We start from the raw sequence: 16398 nt of genomic DNA, 5'->3' as shown, positions 1-16398 counted from the left end.
TTACCTCCATAAACCGCCCGCAGCGGCCACCACCATGCCGCCGACAAAGCCGACCAAAACCGCCAGGATCAGCATATGCACCCGCAGCGAATTCCGGTTCCGGTCCTTCAGCACCGTCAGCCGGTCGTCAAAGCCCTTCAAAGTGGCATCGAAACGCAGCAGAAAGACCTCGATTTCCTTGACCCGTTGCGACAGGTCGCTCTGCCCGCCTTTGAGCAGGCCAAGCGCTTCGCCCAGTTCGCCTTCCTTGGAGGCAAGCGTATCGATCCGCGCCGTGGTTTCTTTCAAGAGCTCAGTGGCATCGCGCTGACCGAGCGCAGCCTGTCCCTGAACGGTAATGACCCGGTCGAGCTTCTTCATCACCAGCGCCAGCGGGAGGGCAACAGCGGCTTCTGCTGCGCGCTCTTCCGCACTTGGGCGCGGCAAGGTCAGCTGCACACCATCCTTCGGGGATTCGGCAATCACCGACAAGCCATCCGGCGCCGCAGCGGCCGCCTGCGGCAGCTCAAAGTCAAACGCATAACCACCATCGCCAATGCCGTTGCGCTGCAGGTCGATGCGCTTCGTCTCGGCCAATTTGCTGAGAATCCGCTCGCCATCATGCAAGACATGGATTGTCATCCGGTCGCCCGGATTGGCGGCATCCCAGGCCCAGCCCAGAAGACGGCCCTGTTCGAATGCATCGACACGGCCCTGGATCTTCGGGGTCTTTTCGCCGGAGACGACGCTCTCACTCTTATGGCCGGTGGTCTGTGGAGCCTTGGTGTCCACGTTGGTCTCGGGTCGTTTTTCCAGGTTGGCGGCGGTCATGGCGCTCTTTTCAGGCTGCAGGGTCCCGCACGGCCTCCGGGCCGTCACGGAAGAGTTGGAGATAATCTTCAGCAACCGCCGCAACGGTTGGCGGCTTGCGGGTGTTCTTCACCAGTTTCCGGTAAAGCTTCGCATCCTCGATGGCACTGGCCATGACTTCGGCCAATCCGGCCGGATCATTTTTGCGCACATGGAGCCCGTCCAACTCGTCGCGCACCGCCTCGGCCATGCCGCCAATGCCGGTCGTGATCACCGGGCGCTTGTGCTGCTGGGCCTCGGCAATCACCAGAGGGGCATTTTCCCACCAGAGCGAAGGCACCACGACCCAGTCGACCGGTTTGATCAGCTCCGCCACGTCCTCCGGCTTGTAGGGGCCAAGACGCACCACCTGAGGCGCTGTCTCTTCAAACAACGCCTCCAGCCGTGCTACGAAGTCCGGACTCTGAAACGGCGACCCACCATGCACCCGCAGTTCAAAGGCAACCTCACGCGCCTTGAGCAGGCGTGCAGCCTGCAACAGGACCTCCACCCCTTTCCAGGGCGTCAGATTGCCGAAAAATCCGAACACCCGCTTGGGCTCTTCACTTGCGGCCCGGCCCGGCGCTGCCGTCTCCGCAGGCCGGCCATTGCGAATGAGCGAGATCTTGTCCGCAGGCAGTCCCCAGCGCACATATACATCCCGCAGGAATGCGCTTGGCGCCACGAACTGGTCGACCGCCGCCAGATGGGTTTTGAGGAAGCGCTCCCGCAGGCGCATGTCATTGGGGGCCGCCGCCTCCAGGCAATTGCACAGGCCTCCCGGCCCCAATGCCGCGCAAGGTTCCTCCGGGCTCTTCATCAGGACGCCGTCATTGGCACAAATCGCGTAATAGTCATGGAGTGTCATCACGATCCGCACGCCAGGAAGGACCTTGCGGATCAGGACCGGCAGTTCCGCGCCAAACAGCAGAAGATGATGGATGTGAACCACATCCGGGCGGAAGCTTTCCAGCAGCGCGGTCATGTCAGGCACAAAGGCACGCAAGTCCACCTGGCTCATGTTGAAGCGGTCAAAATGCCCCGCCCACATCAGCACTTCATCGCCGCTGTCACTGATCGCCTGGAAACTGGTGCCCGGATGGGGCTCCCGGTGAAGCTGGTTGGTGGCGCCCACAAACAGCGCCTCGTGCCCGGCCTCCCGGTAAGCTTTGGACAGATCAAGCGCGACCGTCTCCGTTCCGCCAGGATGCAGCGCCGGATGGTTATGGGCGCAGACGAGAATCCTCATGCCCCCTGCCCCTTTGCGGTTTTGACCGCCACAAACAAATCCTGGTAATGCTGGCGGCCTGTCGCGCCGCGCCAATGGCCAAGCTGCTTGACGGCGATTTGAAATCCGGCGGCCTTCAGAACCGCATCCAGAAACCCGTCATCGAAGGCAACTGCTGCCAACGGCGCGTTGGCATCCATGTACCAGCCGGGGCCTTTGCCCGCACGGTGGAAGGTGATGCGCGGGGTCAGGCCGCTCTCTGCCCCGCCCTGCTCTGGCAGCATCACAAAGGCCGACAGAAACAGGCGCCCGCCCAGGTCCAGCAACCTGGAGATTTCCCGGAAATAGGGTTCGATCTCGTTGGGTGGCAAGTGGGTGACCACAGAGGTCATGATTGCAAAGTCGAACGAGCCGTTGGCGAAGGGCAGTGCAATCTCGGAGCCTTTGATATAGCCGTCGGGATTGTAGAGCGCATTGGCAATGTCCAGATGCATGAAACGGAAGGACGGATAAGCCGGGCTGATGTTGCGCGTGCACCACTGAATCCCGGAGGAAGCCGGGTCCAGCCCGGTATAGGTGCCGGTGTCCGGATCAAGATACTGGGTCAGCGGCACAGCCATGCGCCCGATGCCGCAGCCGACATCAAGCACCCGCTCATGCTCCTGCAATCCGCCAAGCCCTGCAAAATACCCGAGAAACTCCGCTCCAATGCCCAGATAGTCACCATCGCCGACAAAATTGTCTTCCTGCGGCGGCACAGGCAAAAACCGGTTCCGCCGGATCGCGTTTTGCAGATCCGCCATCCGGTCCGCACCCATGGCAGCAGATTTGAGTCTGACCGCATCTCTGATTTTCACGAGTGAATTCATCTGGCCGTCACCTCATCTCGCGCCCCGATGGCAGCCATGACATCTTGAATGTCCTTCTCCCATCTGAACTGCTGAAGCCAACGATTGTATTGAGAGGCAACACCGCGCGTATAATCTCCGCTTTTGCTGATGGACACCCGTTCAAAATGATAGAGTTCCACATCGCCCAGGTAGTAGATCTTCTTGTTCTTGCGCCTCAGCTTGAGGCATAGATCGCTGTCCTCGTAATCGCCGATGATGTAATCCGTGCTGAACCCGCCGACATCGTCGAAATCCGCACGGGAGAGAACCAGACAGGCCCCGGTGACACCCGGCACCTCCCGCGACGTGCTGGCCCCGGCAAAGCCGCGGGGAAAGCCCTTGAAATAGTGGTGATTGAACCAGCGCCCTTTTTCGTCCTGAATGAATTTCAGGCCCGCATGCTGGATGGCGTTGTCCGCATAAAGCAGCTTGGCTCCAGCCGCCCCGGCCTGGCCATCCGTCATCAGACAGGCACACAGTTCCTCCAGCCAGCCGGACTCCAGCGGCACCACATCGGAATTGATCATCGCCAGATAGCGCCCCTTGGCCCGGGACGCACCGGCATTGCAGGCCAGCGCATAGCCGCCGTTGCGGTCCATCACGATCAGCCGCACCGGCAGGCCATAAAGCAGATGAAATCCGATGAGCAGATCTTCCACATGGACAGCCTGCTCCGGCGAATCCAGCACGAAGAGAAGTTCGGCATTTTCCGCCAGCCACCGGTCGGCCGCAAAGGCCGCAAGCTGCGCCTTGATGAACTCGTAGACCTTGTAGAGCGGTATCACGATGGAGACGAGCGGCGTATCCGGCGGGGTGCCGATGGTGATTTCGTCCGGCGGGCCCACCTGGTTGCGGAAGGCCGCCTGAAGGTCGGAAAACGGACGGGCCAGACAACCCGTCATCACGGCATCCGTTGCCTGCCGGGTCGGGATCACAGAGAGCGCGCTCGCCCGCCGTTCGCCCGGATCGCAGGGCTGGGGCGGCGGCACCAGAAGCGACCGGTCCCCGGAGGCCAGCGTCACTTCAAGACGCGGCTGGATGTGATGTTGCAGCCCGTCGCGGACCGGCGCAAAAGCCACGAACCGCTTGATCTGGTAACCGCCCTGGCTCTCCGGCAGCACGCCGTCGAAACTGTGCAGCTGCAAGGGCACCGGCTCGCCTTGCGGCACAAGCACGTTCAAGCCCTGATAGGACCTGCCCGGGTCGCGCAGCCAGCCGCCCACAAGGACCCCGCTTTCGACCGCCAGAGCCGTTTCGACCGCACAAAAGGCAGCTGTTTCCCCAAGCGTCCCGTGGCGCCGGGCAGGCATGGGCTCGGACAGTTGAAGATCGCGCAGCGCAGCGCGCGTGGCGGTTGTGCGCTTGGCCAGCCGCGCAATCAGATAGTCGCGCAAGTCCGGCAATTTGCGCGCTGTTGCGCCCCACCAGCTGACGAGCGAGCGACCGGCGGCCGCCGTCTCCAGGCGGCGGATTGCCAGACCCCAAGGTCCGGACAGGACAAGATGACCGCGCGACGGCAGCTGAGCCGCTTCGGCCATGCCCAGAAACAGGCGGTTGCGCCCGCTGTTATAGGCCGCGTTGAACGCATCCCCATCAAGCCGGACCAGCCCGGTGTCCCCGATCAGAACGGCGGAGAAAATCTCCGTGCACTCCCTATTCAGAAGCGTTTCCACCAGACGGACATCGCCGACCGAAGCCACACATTCAGCCACAGGCGGCGTGTCATTTACCGAGCGCAGGAGCTTGCCGGCAAAGCCGATGAAGCTGCGTGAGCGGGTTAGCCGGAACATGCCCGACCAGGTGTTCAATATGGTGGTGACCAGAGAGGCACAGGCGGTCTGGGTGAGGCCATTGGTCAGCGCGAACGGGTCCGCTGACGCCTGCGCCTTGCCGGCATCGGCCTGAAGTTCGGCCCCGGAGCCGAACACACCGGATGTCAGTTTCAGGGTGAGAGCGGTTCTGCCCTTCAAAGAAAGGGCCCAGATGATTCGGGAGCGGCCGTCCAGAAGAGCAAGGCGGACACTCGCCATGGCCTCGAAAGGCTTGCCCGACGCCTCTTCCAGCCTCGGGGCCGCATTGACGGCATGCGGAGGGTCCCAGACGACCAAATGGACATCCGGCGTCAGCTGCATGAATTGCGGCGCCTCATAGGCGGTTTCCGCATAGGTGCCGAGAGTTTCGAGCATATTCCAACTTCAGTGCGCGCAAAGAAGACTGCCGGCAAAGCCGCAGTGAGCCGGGCGCCTGCACATGCAGGCGCCCGGGCAAGGCCGTGTTAGGACACGACGATAAAGCTGTCCGGACTGTCTTTCAGATCATCCGCATCGACATTGTTGAGCGTGACGGTGTCGCCATTGCCCAGATCGATAACCGTGTTGCTACCGACCTGCGTGGCACGGTCTGCAACATCTTCGGCCGACCCAATTCCGGTGTTGTTGATGTTCGCCGAGATCTGAACGATGTCGCCGTCCTGAAAGTCCATGACGATGTCATTGCCACCGCCGCCGGAAAAGACGAACACATCATTGCTGGCCCCGCCGAACATCAGATCATTGCCGGCACCGCCGTCGATGATGTCGTTGCCGGCACCACCAAGAATGATGTCACCGCCGTCACCGCCTTCGATATAGTCGTTGCCGGCACCTGCATTGATGGTATCCGCGCCATCTCCGCCGAGAATGACGTCATCGCCACCTTGACCGAAGATTTTGTCTGCGCCGTCTCCGCCAGCGATCAGATCGCTGCCCGTACCGCCGAAGAGGAAGTCATCCCCCTCGTTGCCGATGATCACATCGGCATCACCCAGACCAAAAATGAAATCCTGGGCACTTGACCCTTGCAGGAAGTCCTGGAAAGCACTGCCTTCAATCGTGGCCATAGCTTACTCCTGAAGTTTACCTCACTTAAACAACGCCCCGGAAACCGCGGCACCCTGCACCGCACAAACCCCGTCTCTTGCGATGCAAAATTACAATACACGACTCTTACGTCATTAAAAGAGAAGAATATTGAAGGAATTACGACAAAGCTTTGATTAATCTATATTTTAGCAGATATTACAAAGATGATATTTTAAATATACAAGACTAATGAATTTTATTTGCTTCGAATTTCGATGCAATTTTATCGTTTGAAGCTGGCGAAATTTTGACCTCTAACCCATTTAATCCTTTTAATTCAGATAATTATGAAAAATTTGCGCGAAGTCCGATTCAACCTGCCCACACGCTAAAATAAGCAATCGAAAGGAACGAATTTTATCAAAAATTCGTATTCGGCAGCGCGTTTTATTGCGATGCACAAATTTCTGGCAGGGCAGATTTTTTTTGCGCACAGAGCCCCCCTTGACGCGCCTGGCGACAGAAAAACGCACTGAGCGCACCAGCCGAAGGGTAAGACCTCCCCGGCAGGCGCGGTCGCCGCGCCCTGCGGAGAAAGAGCCTGAAAGAGGGCGGTCAGTCCTCCCGGAAGGCCCGGTTGAAGCTGTCTGTGATCGGCTCGAACAGATATTCCATGGCCTTGCGGGCCCGCCGGACGATCAGCACCTCTGCCGGCATGCCCGGATAAAGGGCCACCACCGGATTGCCTGCCAGTTCCTCGGGGCTGACCTCCGCGCGCACCACGTAAAAGGCCGCCTGGGTTTGCTGGTCCACGGTCTGATCCGCCCCCACATAGGTCACCGCCCCCTCCAGCGGCTGCACATTGCGCCGGTCATAGGCTGTGAGCCTAATTCTCGCTTCTGACCCGACACGGACCTGATCAATGTCTTTCAGATTCATCCGGACCTCCACCAGCAGCTTCTCGTCCTGGGGAACAATATCCATGATGGTCCGCCCAGGCTCAATGACACCGCCCGGCGTGCGCGTCTCAATATTATAGACAATGCCGCCCTGGGGTGCGTGCACCACCAGCCGGTCCAGCACATCCTTGGCCGAAATGATCTTCTCGTTGGTGATGTTGAGTTCCAGCTGGCTGTCCAGGATCTTGCTGGCAATGTCACTCTGCAATTCCTGCTCGGCCTGAAGCAGCGCGACCTCCGCCCCCTGCCTGGCCTTTTCCGCCCGCGCCTTTTGCGCCACCAGCTCGCCGCCATCCCCGATCAGCTCGCTCAGTTCAAGCTGCACATCATTGAGCATCGCCTTGGAGGTGAAGCCCTTCTTGGCAAGACCACTCAAGGCCTCCACCCGTTCGTTCAGCAAGGCCTGCCGGTCCGTGTTGGCCTTGATCTGCGCTTCGGCGGCCTCGATCTGGGCCGCGAATTGCTCGATTTCCTTTTGCTGGAAGGCGACCTTGCCCTCATAGACCTTGTGCCGCTTCTCAAAAAACCGCTCTTCTGCCGCCATGACATCAGCCACGGTGTCTGCGTCGCTTCCGGCCAGTTCTGCTGGCATCTCGATCCTGTCTTTCAGGTCCCGCTCGGCCCGCAACCGCGCCAGCCTGGCCAGCAGACTGATTCTCTTGCCGCGCAATTGCGCCAGCTCTGCGCGCGCGCGTGTGTCATCCAGTTCCAGAAGCGGCTGGCCCGCGGTCACAAAGTCGCCTTCCTGGACCAGCAACCGGCGCAGAATGCCGCCTTCCAGGTGACTGATGGTCTTGCGTTTGCTGTCCACAACCACCTTGCCGGTGGCCACCGCCGCACTGTCGAGATCAGCGGTAAAGCCCCACAGCATAAAACCGCCAAACCCGACCACAATCGCCAGCGCTGCAGCCACCAGCGGGCCACGCAACCCCTGCCCCCGCTCGTCTCCCAAGGCATCGTCCTGCTGCCAGAACGGTTTTTGAACAAGATCGGGCAAAGTGCCTTCACCGCTCCCATTACCCTCCCCATTCTGGCCGCCGCCCCTGTGCCTGTCCTGATCCGAATGGCGCATCATGCTACTTCTCCGCTAGAGCTCCGGGCAGTTTCAGCGCCCGGCTTGGGCAGCCGCCGGGAAATGCTGCTGACCACATCTGTCCGGTCGCCGAACTGACTGATCCGGCCATCTTCGAGCACCAGGATCTTGTCGGCCGCTTCCATGATGGCCGGGCGGTGGGCAATCACCACCACAATCGCTCCATCTTCCTTGGCACTGGAAATGGCCCGCAAGAGCGCCACCTCGCCTTCCGTATCCAGATTGGCATTGGGCTCGTCCAGCACCAGAAGGCGCGGTTTGCCGAACAGCGCCCGCGCCAGCGCAACGCGCTGCTTCTGCCCGCCGGACAAGGTGAACCGGTTGTCCCCCACAGGCGTGTCATAGCCAAGCGGCATGCGGCCGATCATTTCATGGACGCCCGCCGCCCGGGCCGCATCAATGACCATTTGCGGATCGGCTTCATACATGCGCGAAATGTTTTCCCGCACGGTTCCGTCCAGCAGCGAAACGGATTGCGGCAGATAGCCAGTCATGGCGCCGAAGGACGCCCGCTCCCACAGATAGACATTGTGACCGTCCAGGAAAACGCCGCCCGTCGTCGGCTGCAAGGCCCCCACCAGCAGCCGGGCCAGCGTGGATTTTCCTGCAGCCGAGGGGCCGACAACCCCCAGAACGTCCCCCGGCTCAAGGGTGAACGAGATCCCCTTGATCACCGGCACCGGCGTGTTGGGCACGGCAAACACCAGCTTGTCGACCGTCAGCGGCCCCTGGCTTGGCGGTGTTGGAATGCTTTGGCGCTGGGAGGCATGGTTTTCCAGAATGTCGCGTACCCGCCCCCAGGCGGTGAAGGCAAAAACCCACTGGCGCCAGTTCTCAGTCATGTTGTCAAAAGGCATCAGCAGGCGCCCGGTGATGATGCTTGCGGCAATCATGGTGCCCGCCGTTGCCTCCCCCTGGATCACCAGATCTGCACCAAGGGCCAGAACCGCGATCTGCATGCCGAAGCGCAAGCTGCGTGTGAAGGCATGGATCGCCTTGCCCCGCCGGCTGCCATAGGCCATCAGCTCACTGGCATGGACCTGCTTCTTGCGCCAGCGCCGGGCCAGGGCCGGCATCAGCCCCATGGCCTCGATTGTTTCCGCATGGCGCAGGGTGGAGGCCATGGTCGCAACATTTTCCAGATTGGCGGAATTGGCCTCCTTCAAAAGTGGGCGTGTCGCCATGTCAGACACCAGATTGAGACCAATCAGGATAAAGGCTGAAATGACGGCCATCAGGCCATAAAGCGGATGCAGCAGAAACAGCACCACCAGAAACAGCGGCACCCAGATGGCTTCCAGAGGGGCGCTGATGGCGTTGCTGGTGATGAAGCTGCGCAGATCATTGAGGTCCCGCAGCACTTCGGAGGCCAGGCTGCCCCCCTTTTCCAGCGAGGACTTCACACCGGCCTCAATTGCTGAGTGATTGAGCCGGCGGACCAGCTCTGTCCCCATCACCTGAAAAATCTGGCTGCGGATGAACTCCAGAATTCCGAACAGCACCAGCGCACCGGCCGCGATAATGAGCAACATTCCGAGCGTGTCGAGACTCTGGCTGTTCAAAACCCGGTCATGAACCTGAAGCATGAACAAAGGTGTCGTGAGCTGCAGGAGCGTGATGAAGCCGCTGAGCCCCGCTGCAACGATCAGACCAGTTGCAAATGTCTTCCGGGCCTCCCGCACAAGCTTCACCGGGTCTTCCGCCGCTGAGTTACCCCGATCTTCCATGTAAAAAACTCCAAGGTTTCAACCCAAAGATGCGCTCGCAGGTGCGAAAAAATTTAGTATTTGCCTAGAAAACGACACATCTTTTCCCTATGAATGACGAGGCTTTGTAGTCTAAACTGAGAGGAATTTGGGATTTAATTGTGGCAGGCAGCTGATTCCCAACTGAAAGATAAAATTATAAATAAAAAATGACGCTTGTGCGAAAGACAGGGAGCAACATTACGATGATGTTATTTCGAATTTAATTCGAAAATTGGCGGGAGTTTGGGGCGTATGCACAAAATATTCACTGATGCACCACACCAATTAAATGGAAGAATCGACATTCCACACTCAAAAGCAGAAAAAGTTGCATACGGTATGTCAGATTCAAACCGGGACACGGAAGTCAGCCCCTTCGCGAATGCGAGTCACTTCGAACTTGTCCGGGTTATCGAGAGAATGTACCGGCGGTATCTTGACCGTCTACGGGTCGATCTCAACAGGATCGGCGCCGATGACATCTCTCCCTCTCATGCAATGCTTTTGTTCACCATTGGCGATGACGATCTGTCGGTAAGAGATCTTATGGACCGGGGCCATTATCTTGGTTCCAATGCCTCATACAGCCTGAAACAGCTTGTTCAATCCGGCTATGTGGACCGGACCGCCTCCGCGCGGGACAAGCGATCGGCGCGGATCAGCCTGACGGACAAGGGCAAAGCGCTGTGCAAGGCAATCAAGGTGGCCGATGAGGTCAACGAAGCCCAGATCGTGCGCAATGAGCGCGACCGGGCCGCCCTTGAGGAAACCTTTGCCCTGTTGCGCAAGCTGGAAGTCATCTGGGCAACGGATCTCCAGCAGCGCAATGGCCACCTGGCCAATAACGGCTTCTAAACCAGGGTCACAGCCAAATGCATATTGTGTTTGTGCACCGGCATGGTCCCGGGCAATTTGTTCATATTGCCCGGCGACTGATTCTGGATGGCTGGACCGTAACCCTTGTCTGCGAAACTGTTGACCGGCCCGTTCCCGGGCTCCGGGTGCTGCGGTATGGCAATGCCCCAGCGCCCGGGACCGGACAAGCCGCCAAGGCGGCCGCCCCGGTTCCCTTTGTGGAGGCCGGCCGGCGGGTTGCCGGCATTCTGGACCGTCTGACCCGTGCGGGCCGGTCACCGGACCTTGTGGTGGGCCATATTGCCTGGGGCGGCATGATGTTCGTGAAAGACGCCCTGCCGGACACCCCCATGCTGGGATTTTGCGAATATTATTTCCAGCCCGAGGGCGGGGATGTCGGGTTTGCGCCCAGCGACACACGCGACATGGCCCAGCGACAGACAATGCGTCTGCGCAACACCATCCAGCTGGCCACGCTCGACCAGATGGACTACGGCATCAGCCCGACACACTGGCAAAAGAGCCGATATCCTGATGCCTATCAGTCGAAAATTGTCGCTCTGCATGAAGGCATCGACACTGCGCGCGCGCGCGCCGATGCCCTCGCCACCTTCCGGCTGCCGGATGGCTCCTTATTGCGGGCAGGCGACCCGGTGGTCACGTTCGCGGCCCGCGATCTGGAACCTTACCGGGGCTTTCCGCAATTCATGCGCGCCGCCGCCCGCGCCGCAGACCAAGATCCCCGGACCCGGTTCGTGGTTGCTGGCGGCGACGGGGTCAGCTATGGCAACGGCCCTGAAGATGGTTCGAACTGGCGCACCCGGCTTCTGGCCGAAACGGGACTGGCGCCGGAGCGGATCCACTTTCTCGGGCAAATCCCTCACAAGGACCTGATCCGCCTGTTCCAGGTCTCTGCCGCCCATGTCTATTTGACCTATCCCTTCGTGCTGTCCTGGTCTTTTCTGGAAGCCATGTCCTGCGGCGCTCCCATCATTGCCTCGGCGACCGCACCGGTGCAGGAAGTCGTCCGCGATGGACAGAACGGCCGGCTCGTGCCCTTCTGGGATACCGATCAGACCGCCGCACGGATCCATGAGGCCCTGACAGCCCCCCAAAGCTTTGAAGACATGCGCAAGGAAGCCAGAAAGACGATCCTGGCGCGCTATGAGCTGGGAGAGTGCACCGTCCGTTTGCAGCGGCTGTTGACCCGGTTGATCAGCACCCATGGACGCTCGCGCACCGCCGCACCACATCCGGGACCGGAGCTTTTCGACGCGGCACAATAGGAGGTCCCGGCTTGGACCGTTTTCCGGTCCGGCCATTTCTTTTCGCTACATAAGTGACTTTGAAGCTTCCCGCACAGATCCGGTCGCCTCTTCCACCTGAACCGCTGCAGATGTAATTGACTGCAGGTTGGAGGTAATCAGCTCCACCCCCTGGGCGGCCGACTGCATGTTGGACGAAATGTCGTTGGTGACCGCCGTCTGCTGTTCGACCGCTGTTGAAATGCTGGTGGCGATTTCCGCGACACTCTTGATCACATCCAGAATGGAGCTGATGGCCACCACGGCCCGCTCCGTCGTTTCCTGAACCGAACTGACCTGCGCGGAGATTTCTTCCGTCGCCTTGCTCGTTTGGGAAGCCAGGCTCTTCACCTCGGAGGCCACCACCGCAAAACCCTTGCCCGCCTCGCCTGCCCGAGCCGCTTCAATGGTCGCGTTCAGGGCCAGCAGGTTGGTCTGATCCGCAATTCCGTCGATCAGCTCGATGACTGACCCGATGGTCTTGGCATCTTCAGACAGGCCGGACATGATCTCGCTGGAACGTTCCGCCTCCCCTTGCGCATTGTTGGAGACTTCAAGCGCAACCTGCACCTGACGGCTGATTTCCTGGATCGAGGCAACCAGCTCTTCGGAGGCGGCTGCAACGGTCTGAACATTGGACGAGGTCTGCTCGGAAGCCGAGGCGGATTCTCCCGCCTGCTGCGCGGCTGCGGAAATCGACTGCGCCATGTCAGACAGTTGCGAATCTATGCTGCCTTGCACCTCCCTCCGGCGCTGGCGCTCCAGAACCTGCTCGGTAATGTCGGTGGCAAATTTCACCACCTTGAACGGCCGCCCGGCCGTGTCCATGATCGGATTGTAGGTGGCCTGGAGCCAGATTTCCCGGCCACCCTTGGCGATACGCTTGAATTCACCGCCCTTGAACGCGCCAACTGCAAGCTCTTCCCAGAAACGGGCATACTCGCTGCTGAGCCCGTACTCATCCTCCACGAACATTCTGTGATGGCGGCCCTTGATTTCGTCCAGCGAATATCCGACCGCTCCGGTGAAATTCTCGTTTGCGTCCAGAATGGTGCCGTCCAGCTCAAAGTGAATCACAGCCTGCGATCGGTTCAGCGCCTCAATCTGGCCTTCGAAATCCGCATTGCGCCGTTTCTGCGCGGTGATATCGGAGGCGATTTTGACCACCTTGACCACCTTGCCAGACCCATTCAGCACCGGATTGTAGGACGCCTGGATCCAGACCTCGTTGCCTTTTTTGTCAAACCGCAGAAATTCGGCCGTTTTAGATGTACCCGCTGCCAGCTCCCCCCAGAACGCCTGATACTCTTGGCTATCGCCATAGGCCGGATCCACAAAGAGCCGGTGGTGCTGACCCTTGATCTCAGACAGGCTGTAGCCCATGGCAGTCAGAAAATTCTCGTTAGCGTCCAGAATCCGGCCATCGGGTGTAAACTCGATGATCGCCTGGGACCGGCTGAACGCTTCAAGAACAGCCTGGGCGCTGTTGCGGAAAAGGACATGGAGTTCTCTCCTGTGAGAACGGATTTCAGTTGAAATTTCATACGCATGGTCAAGTAAATAAAAAATTGATCCAAACTTACGCCGGAAGCGTAATACGAAGTTTTTTAAGCTCACAAACATCAGAGCGAACGAACACGATATTTATATTCAATTTAATTTTACCGGTTTGCTTCCTCAGCAATACCTACAAAAATCGATTATCCTGACCTGCCAGAAGTGTTTTCAGGCCAAAAACACCTACAACTTTTGATCGAACCAGAGCGCGAAACACGCTTGCGACCACCGCTGCCACCTCCTCCGAACCATCTGCATTATTAGACTAAAGTATAATAAAATAAATTACCTTTCCTGTGATCCATTTCGGCACCGGAACGGATTTGAAAGGCGAAAAAGGTCTGCTCCCGTATGTAGAACCGCGTAAATCCGGTAAAAAGCTCAAACGCAGCCAATTGCCGAACCGACTCACGCTCAATAATTGATCGACCGGACGGTTTATGTAAAATGCTGGTCAGGGAGAACGCTCGACAAGATCCCCGGGAGGACACATGAGCGAGACTGAGACCGTCCTTGCACACCTGGAACAAGGTGTTTTGCGCCTGACCCTCAACCGGCCGGACAAGCTGAACGCCTTTAACGAAGACATGCATCTGGCCCTGCGCAGCCAGCTGGAACGGGCCCGGGACGACAAGAATATCCGCGCGGTGTTTTTGACAGGAGCCGGACGGGGTTTTTGCGCTGGTCAGGATCTTGGCGACCGGGACCCGCGCAAAGGCGCCAGCGTGCCCGATCTCGGCCACACGCTGGAGACCTTCTATAACCCGCTCCTGCGGCTGATCCGCAGCCTCGACACACCGGTTGTCTGTGCCGTCAACGGAGTTGCTGCCGGAGCGGGCGCCAATATCGCCCTGGCCTGCGACATTGTCCTGGCTGCCCGCTCGGCCCGCTTCATTCAGGCCTTTTCCAAAATCGGCCTTGTGCCGGATGCCGGAGGCAGCTGGGCCCTGCCCCGCCTGCTGGGCGAAGCCCGGGCCAAGGCGCTTACCCTGCTGGCCGAGCCGGTCAGCGCCGAACAGGCTGCCGACTGGGGCCTGATCTGGAAAGCGGTGGACGATGACAGCCTGAGCGGCACGGCAACGGCCCTCGCCGAACAGCTGGCCGCAGGCCCCACAACCGGATTGGGGCTCACCAAGAAACTGATCCAGGCCGCCGCGTCCCAGGATCTGGACACCCATCTTGACATGGAACGGGACTGTCAGCGCCTTGCCGGGGAAACCCGGGACTATGCCGAAGGCGTCACCGCCTTTCTGGAAAAACGCCCGCCCGCCTTCAAGGGACGCTGAGATGACCGCTCCCGAGCACATGACCCCTCAGGCCCTGGCAGAGGCCTGCGCCGCCCGCCTTTGGGAGAATGACCTGGCCTCGCGCGCGCTCGGCATGGAGCTTGTGCGCGTTGGCCCGGGCGAAGCGGCCCTGCGCATGACAGTGACGCAGACCATGACCAACGGCCACGGCATTGCCCATGGCGGCTATCTCTTCACCCTGGCCGACAGCGCCTTTGCCTTTGCCTGCAACAGCTACAACCAGGTGACGGTGGCCCAGCACTGCGCGGTCACCTTCATCACCCCCGGCGCTCTGGGCGATGTTCTGACCGCTGAGGCGCGGGAGATTTCCAGAACGGGCCGGTCGGGCCTTTACGACATCCGCGTCAGCCGCGCGGACGGCGCCGTGATTGCCGAATTCCGGGGCCAGTCCCGGGCCCTCAACAAGCCTCTCTTGCCGGAGGATGGCCAGACAGGCTGACGCAAGCTTTGGGAGGAGCTTCATGATAGACCTGACACCGGATCGCGCCGATCTCGATCCAATTGAACGTGCGAGCCGCGGCGAGATTGCGGCCTTGCAGGAACAGCGTATCGCCAGAACTCTGGCCCACGCCTATGACAATGCCCCTTTCTTCCGGCAGCGGTTTGACGCCCATGGCGTCCATCCGGGCGATTTCAACTGTCTTGCGGATCTGGCCAGGTTCCCCTTCACCGTCAAACAGGACCTGCGCGCCACCTATCCGTTTGGCATGTTTGCCGTGGCCCGGGACAAGCTTGTGCGCCTCCATGCCTCCTCGGGCACGACCGGCAAGCCGACAGTGGTCGGATACACCGCCGGTGACATTGCCAACTGGGCCGCGCTGGTGGCCCGCTCGATCCGGGCGGCCGGCGGACGAAAGGGCAACCTCCTGCACAATGCCTATGGCTATGGCCTTTTTACCGGCGGCCTTGGCGCCCACTATGGCGCCGAGCAGCTCGGCTGCACGGTTGTGCCGGTCTCCGGCGGTATGACCGAGCGCCAGGTGACCCTGATCGAGGATTTCAAACCGGACGTGATCATGGTGACCCCGTCCTACATGCTGTCGATCCTTGACGAATACAACCGGCTCGGGCTGGACCCGCGCCGCTCATCCCTGAAAGTCGGCATTTTCGGCGCCGAACCCTGGACCAACGCCATGCGCCGGGAAATCGAGCAAGCTTTCGACATGCATGCGGTCGACATTTACGGCCTGTCGGAAATTCTCGGGCCCGGGGTGGCCCAGGAATGCGTGGAAACCAAGGACGGGCTGCATCTCTGGGAAGACCATTTTTATCCGGAAATCATCGACCCGGCGACCGGCGAAGTCCTGCCGGACGGCGAAAAGGGCGAGCTGGTCTTCACCACCTTGACCAAGGAAGCCCTGCCCATGGTGCGCTACCGGACCGGAGATCTGACCCGGCTTCTGCCGGGAACCGCCCGGCCCATGCGGCGGATTGAAAAAATCACCGGCCGCAGCGACGACATGATCATTCTGCGCGGGGTCAATGTGTTTCCCACCCAGATCGAAGAGCAGATCCTTAAATGCGGCGGCTTGAACGCCCATTTCCGGATCGAGCTGGTGCGCGAGGCGCGTATGGATGCCATGACCGTTCATGCTGAAGCCGCGCCGGACGCTGCAGACAGTGCGGCCAGACATGCAGCCTCCACCGAGCTTGCGCACCACATCAAATCCACCATCGGCATCAGCGCCAAGGTGAAGGTGCATGAGCCCGGCAGCCTGCCCCGTTCCCAGGGCAAGGCCCAGAGGGTGCAGGACAACCGGCCGAAGGAGGACTGACTTTGGCGCAGCGC

General features: G+C 60.0%; 13 protein-coding genes. 5 read left to right on the top strand and 8 right to left on the bottom strand.

The genetic code is table 11. The annotated features are described in order from the left end of the window. The 7 genes from ACXAH0_RS16945 to ACXAH0_RS16915 all read right to left on the bottom strand — a co-directional run bounded on the left by ACXAH0_RS16945 (position 1) and on the right by ACXAH0_RS16915 (position 9565). On the bottom strand, positions 1 to 810 hold the full coding sequence (locus ACXAH0_RS16945; RefSeq protein ID WP_475175475.1) for a hypothetical protein: 810 nt from the start codon (positions 808 to 810) through the stop codon (positions 1 to 3). Between the two features lie 10 nt (positions 811 to 820). Next, positions 821 to 2077, bottom strand: coding sequence for a glycosyltransferase family 4 protein (locus ACXAH0_RS16940; protein WP_475193223.1), 1257 nt, complete (start codon positions 2075 to 2077; stop codon positions 821 to 823). Continuing rightward, a complete protein-coding gene (locus ACXAH0_RS16935) occupies positions 2074 to 2925 on the bottom strand; it encodes a class I SAM-dependent methyltransferase (protein WP_475193220.1) in 852 nt (283 codons plus the stop codon). Before ACXAH0_RS16935 ends, ACXAH0_RS16940 begins: the two co-directional genes overlap by 4 nt. Next, positions 2922 to 5132 carry a glycosyltransferase family 2 protein gene (locus ACXAH0_RS16930; protein WP_475193215.1) on the bottom strand — a complete coding sequence of 737 codons (2211 nt, stop codon included), beginning with the start codon at positions 5130 to 5132 and terminating at the stop codon, positions 2922 to 2924. Before ACXAH0_RS16930 ends, ACXAH0_RS16935 begins: the two co-directional genes overlap by 4 nt. 89 nt (positions 5133 to 5221) lie before the next feature. Next, complete coding sequence (locus tag ACXAH0_RS16925) at positions 5222 to 5824, bottom strand: calcium-binding protein (protein WP_475175482.1); 603 nt, start codon at positions 5822 to 5824, stop codon at positions 5222 to 5224. Positions 5825 to 6401: 577 nt separating this feature from the next. Then, positions 6402 to 7820 carry an HlyD family type I secretion periplasmic adaptor subunit gene (locus ACXAH0_RS16920; RefSeq protein ID WP_475175484.1) on the bottom strand — a complete coding sequence of 473 codons (1419 nt, stop codon included), beginning with the start codon at positions 7818 to 7820 and terminating at the stop codon, positions 6402 to 6404. Further along, positions 7817 to 9565, bottom strand: coding sequence for a type I secretion system permease/ATPase (locus tag ACXAH0_RS16915; RefSeq protein ID WP_475175485.1), 1749 nt, complete (start codon positions 9563 to 9565; stop codon positions 7817 to 7819). Before ACXAH0_RS16915 ends, ACXAH0_RS16920 begins: the two co-directional genes overlap by 4 nt. A gap of 360 nt (positions 9566 to 9925) precedes the next feature. Between ACXAH0_RS16915 and ACXAH0_RS16910 the strand changes: the two genes are divergently transcribed. Together ACXAH0_RS16910 and ACXAH0_RS16905 are read left to right on the top strand one after the other, a co-directional pair. Then, a complete protein-coding gene (locus tag ACXAH0_RS16910; protein ID WP_475175488.1) occupies positions 9926 to 10441 on the top strand; it encodes a MarR family transcriptional regulator in 516 nt (171 codons plus the stop codon). Between the two features lie 17 nt (positions 10442 to 10458). Further along, a complete protein-coding gene (locus ACXAH0_RS16905) occupies positions 10459 to 11727 on the top strand; it encodes a glycosyltransferase (protein WP_475193211.1) in 1269 nt (422 codons plus the stop codon). A 45-nt stretch (positions 11728 to 11772) separates the two neighbouring features. Here ACXAH0_RS16905 and ACXAH0_RS16900 read toward each other — a convergent pair whose 3' ends face one another. Then, on the bottom strand, positions 11773 to 13272 hold the full coding sequence (locus tag ACXAH0_RS16900; RefSeq protein WP_475193300.1) for a methyl-accepting chemotaxis protein: 1500 nt from the start codon (positions 13270 to 13272) through the stop codon (positions 11773 to 11775). A 521-nt stretch (positions 13273 to 13793) separates the two neighbouring features. On the opposite strand from ACXAH0_RS16900, the gene paaG reads away from it, so the two are divergent. Genes paaG through paaK form a run of 3 tightly spaced genes read left to right on the top strand, consistent with a single transcriptional unit; the run spans position 13794 to position 16384 of the window. Further along, positions 13794 to 14588: a 2-(1,2-epoxy-1,2-dihydrophenyl)acetyl-CoA isomerase PaaG gene (paaG, locus tag ACXAH0_RS16895; protein ID WP_475175493.1), complete on the top strand. Its 795-nt coding sequence runs from the start codon at positions 13794 to 13796 to the stop codon at positions 14586 to 14588. A 1-nt stretch (position 14589) separates the two neighbouring features. Beyond that, a complete protein-coding gene (gene paaI, locus ACXAH0_RS16890) occupies positions 14590 to 15048 on the top strand; it encodes a hydroxyphenylacetyl-CoA thioesterase PaaI (protein WP_475193208.1) in 459 nt (152 codons plus the stop codon). Positions 15049 to 15070: 22 nt separating this feature from the next. Continuing rightward, on the top strand, positions 15071 to 16384 hold the full coding sequence (paaK, locus tag ACXAH0_RS16885) for a phenylacetate--CoA ligase PaaK (RefSeq protein WP_475193205.1): 1314 nt from the start codon (positions 15071 to 15073) through the stop codon (positions 16382 to 16384). The last annotated feature ends 14 nt before the right edge of the window (positions 16385 to 16398 follow it).

The organism is Roseibium sp. AWQ4_290 (genome assembly GCF_056160985.1).
Note: the sequence above shows the minus strand (reverse complement) of the source record. Positions and strands in the feature narration are given on the sequence as shown.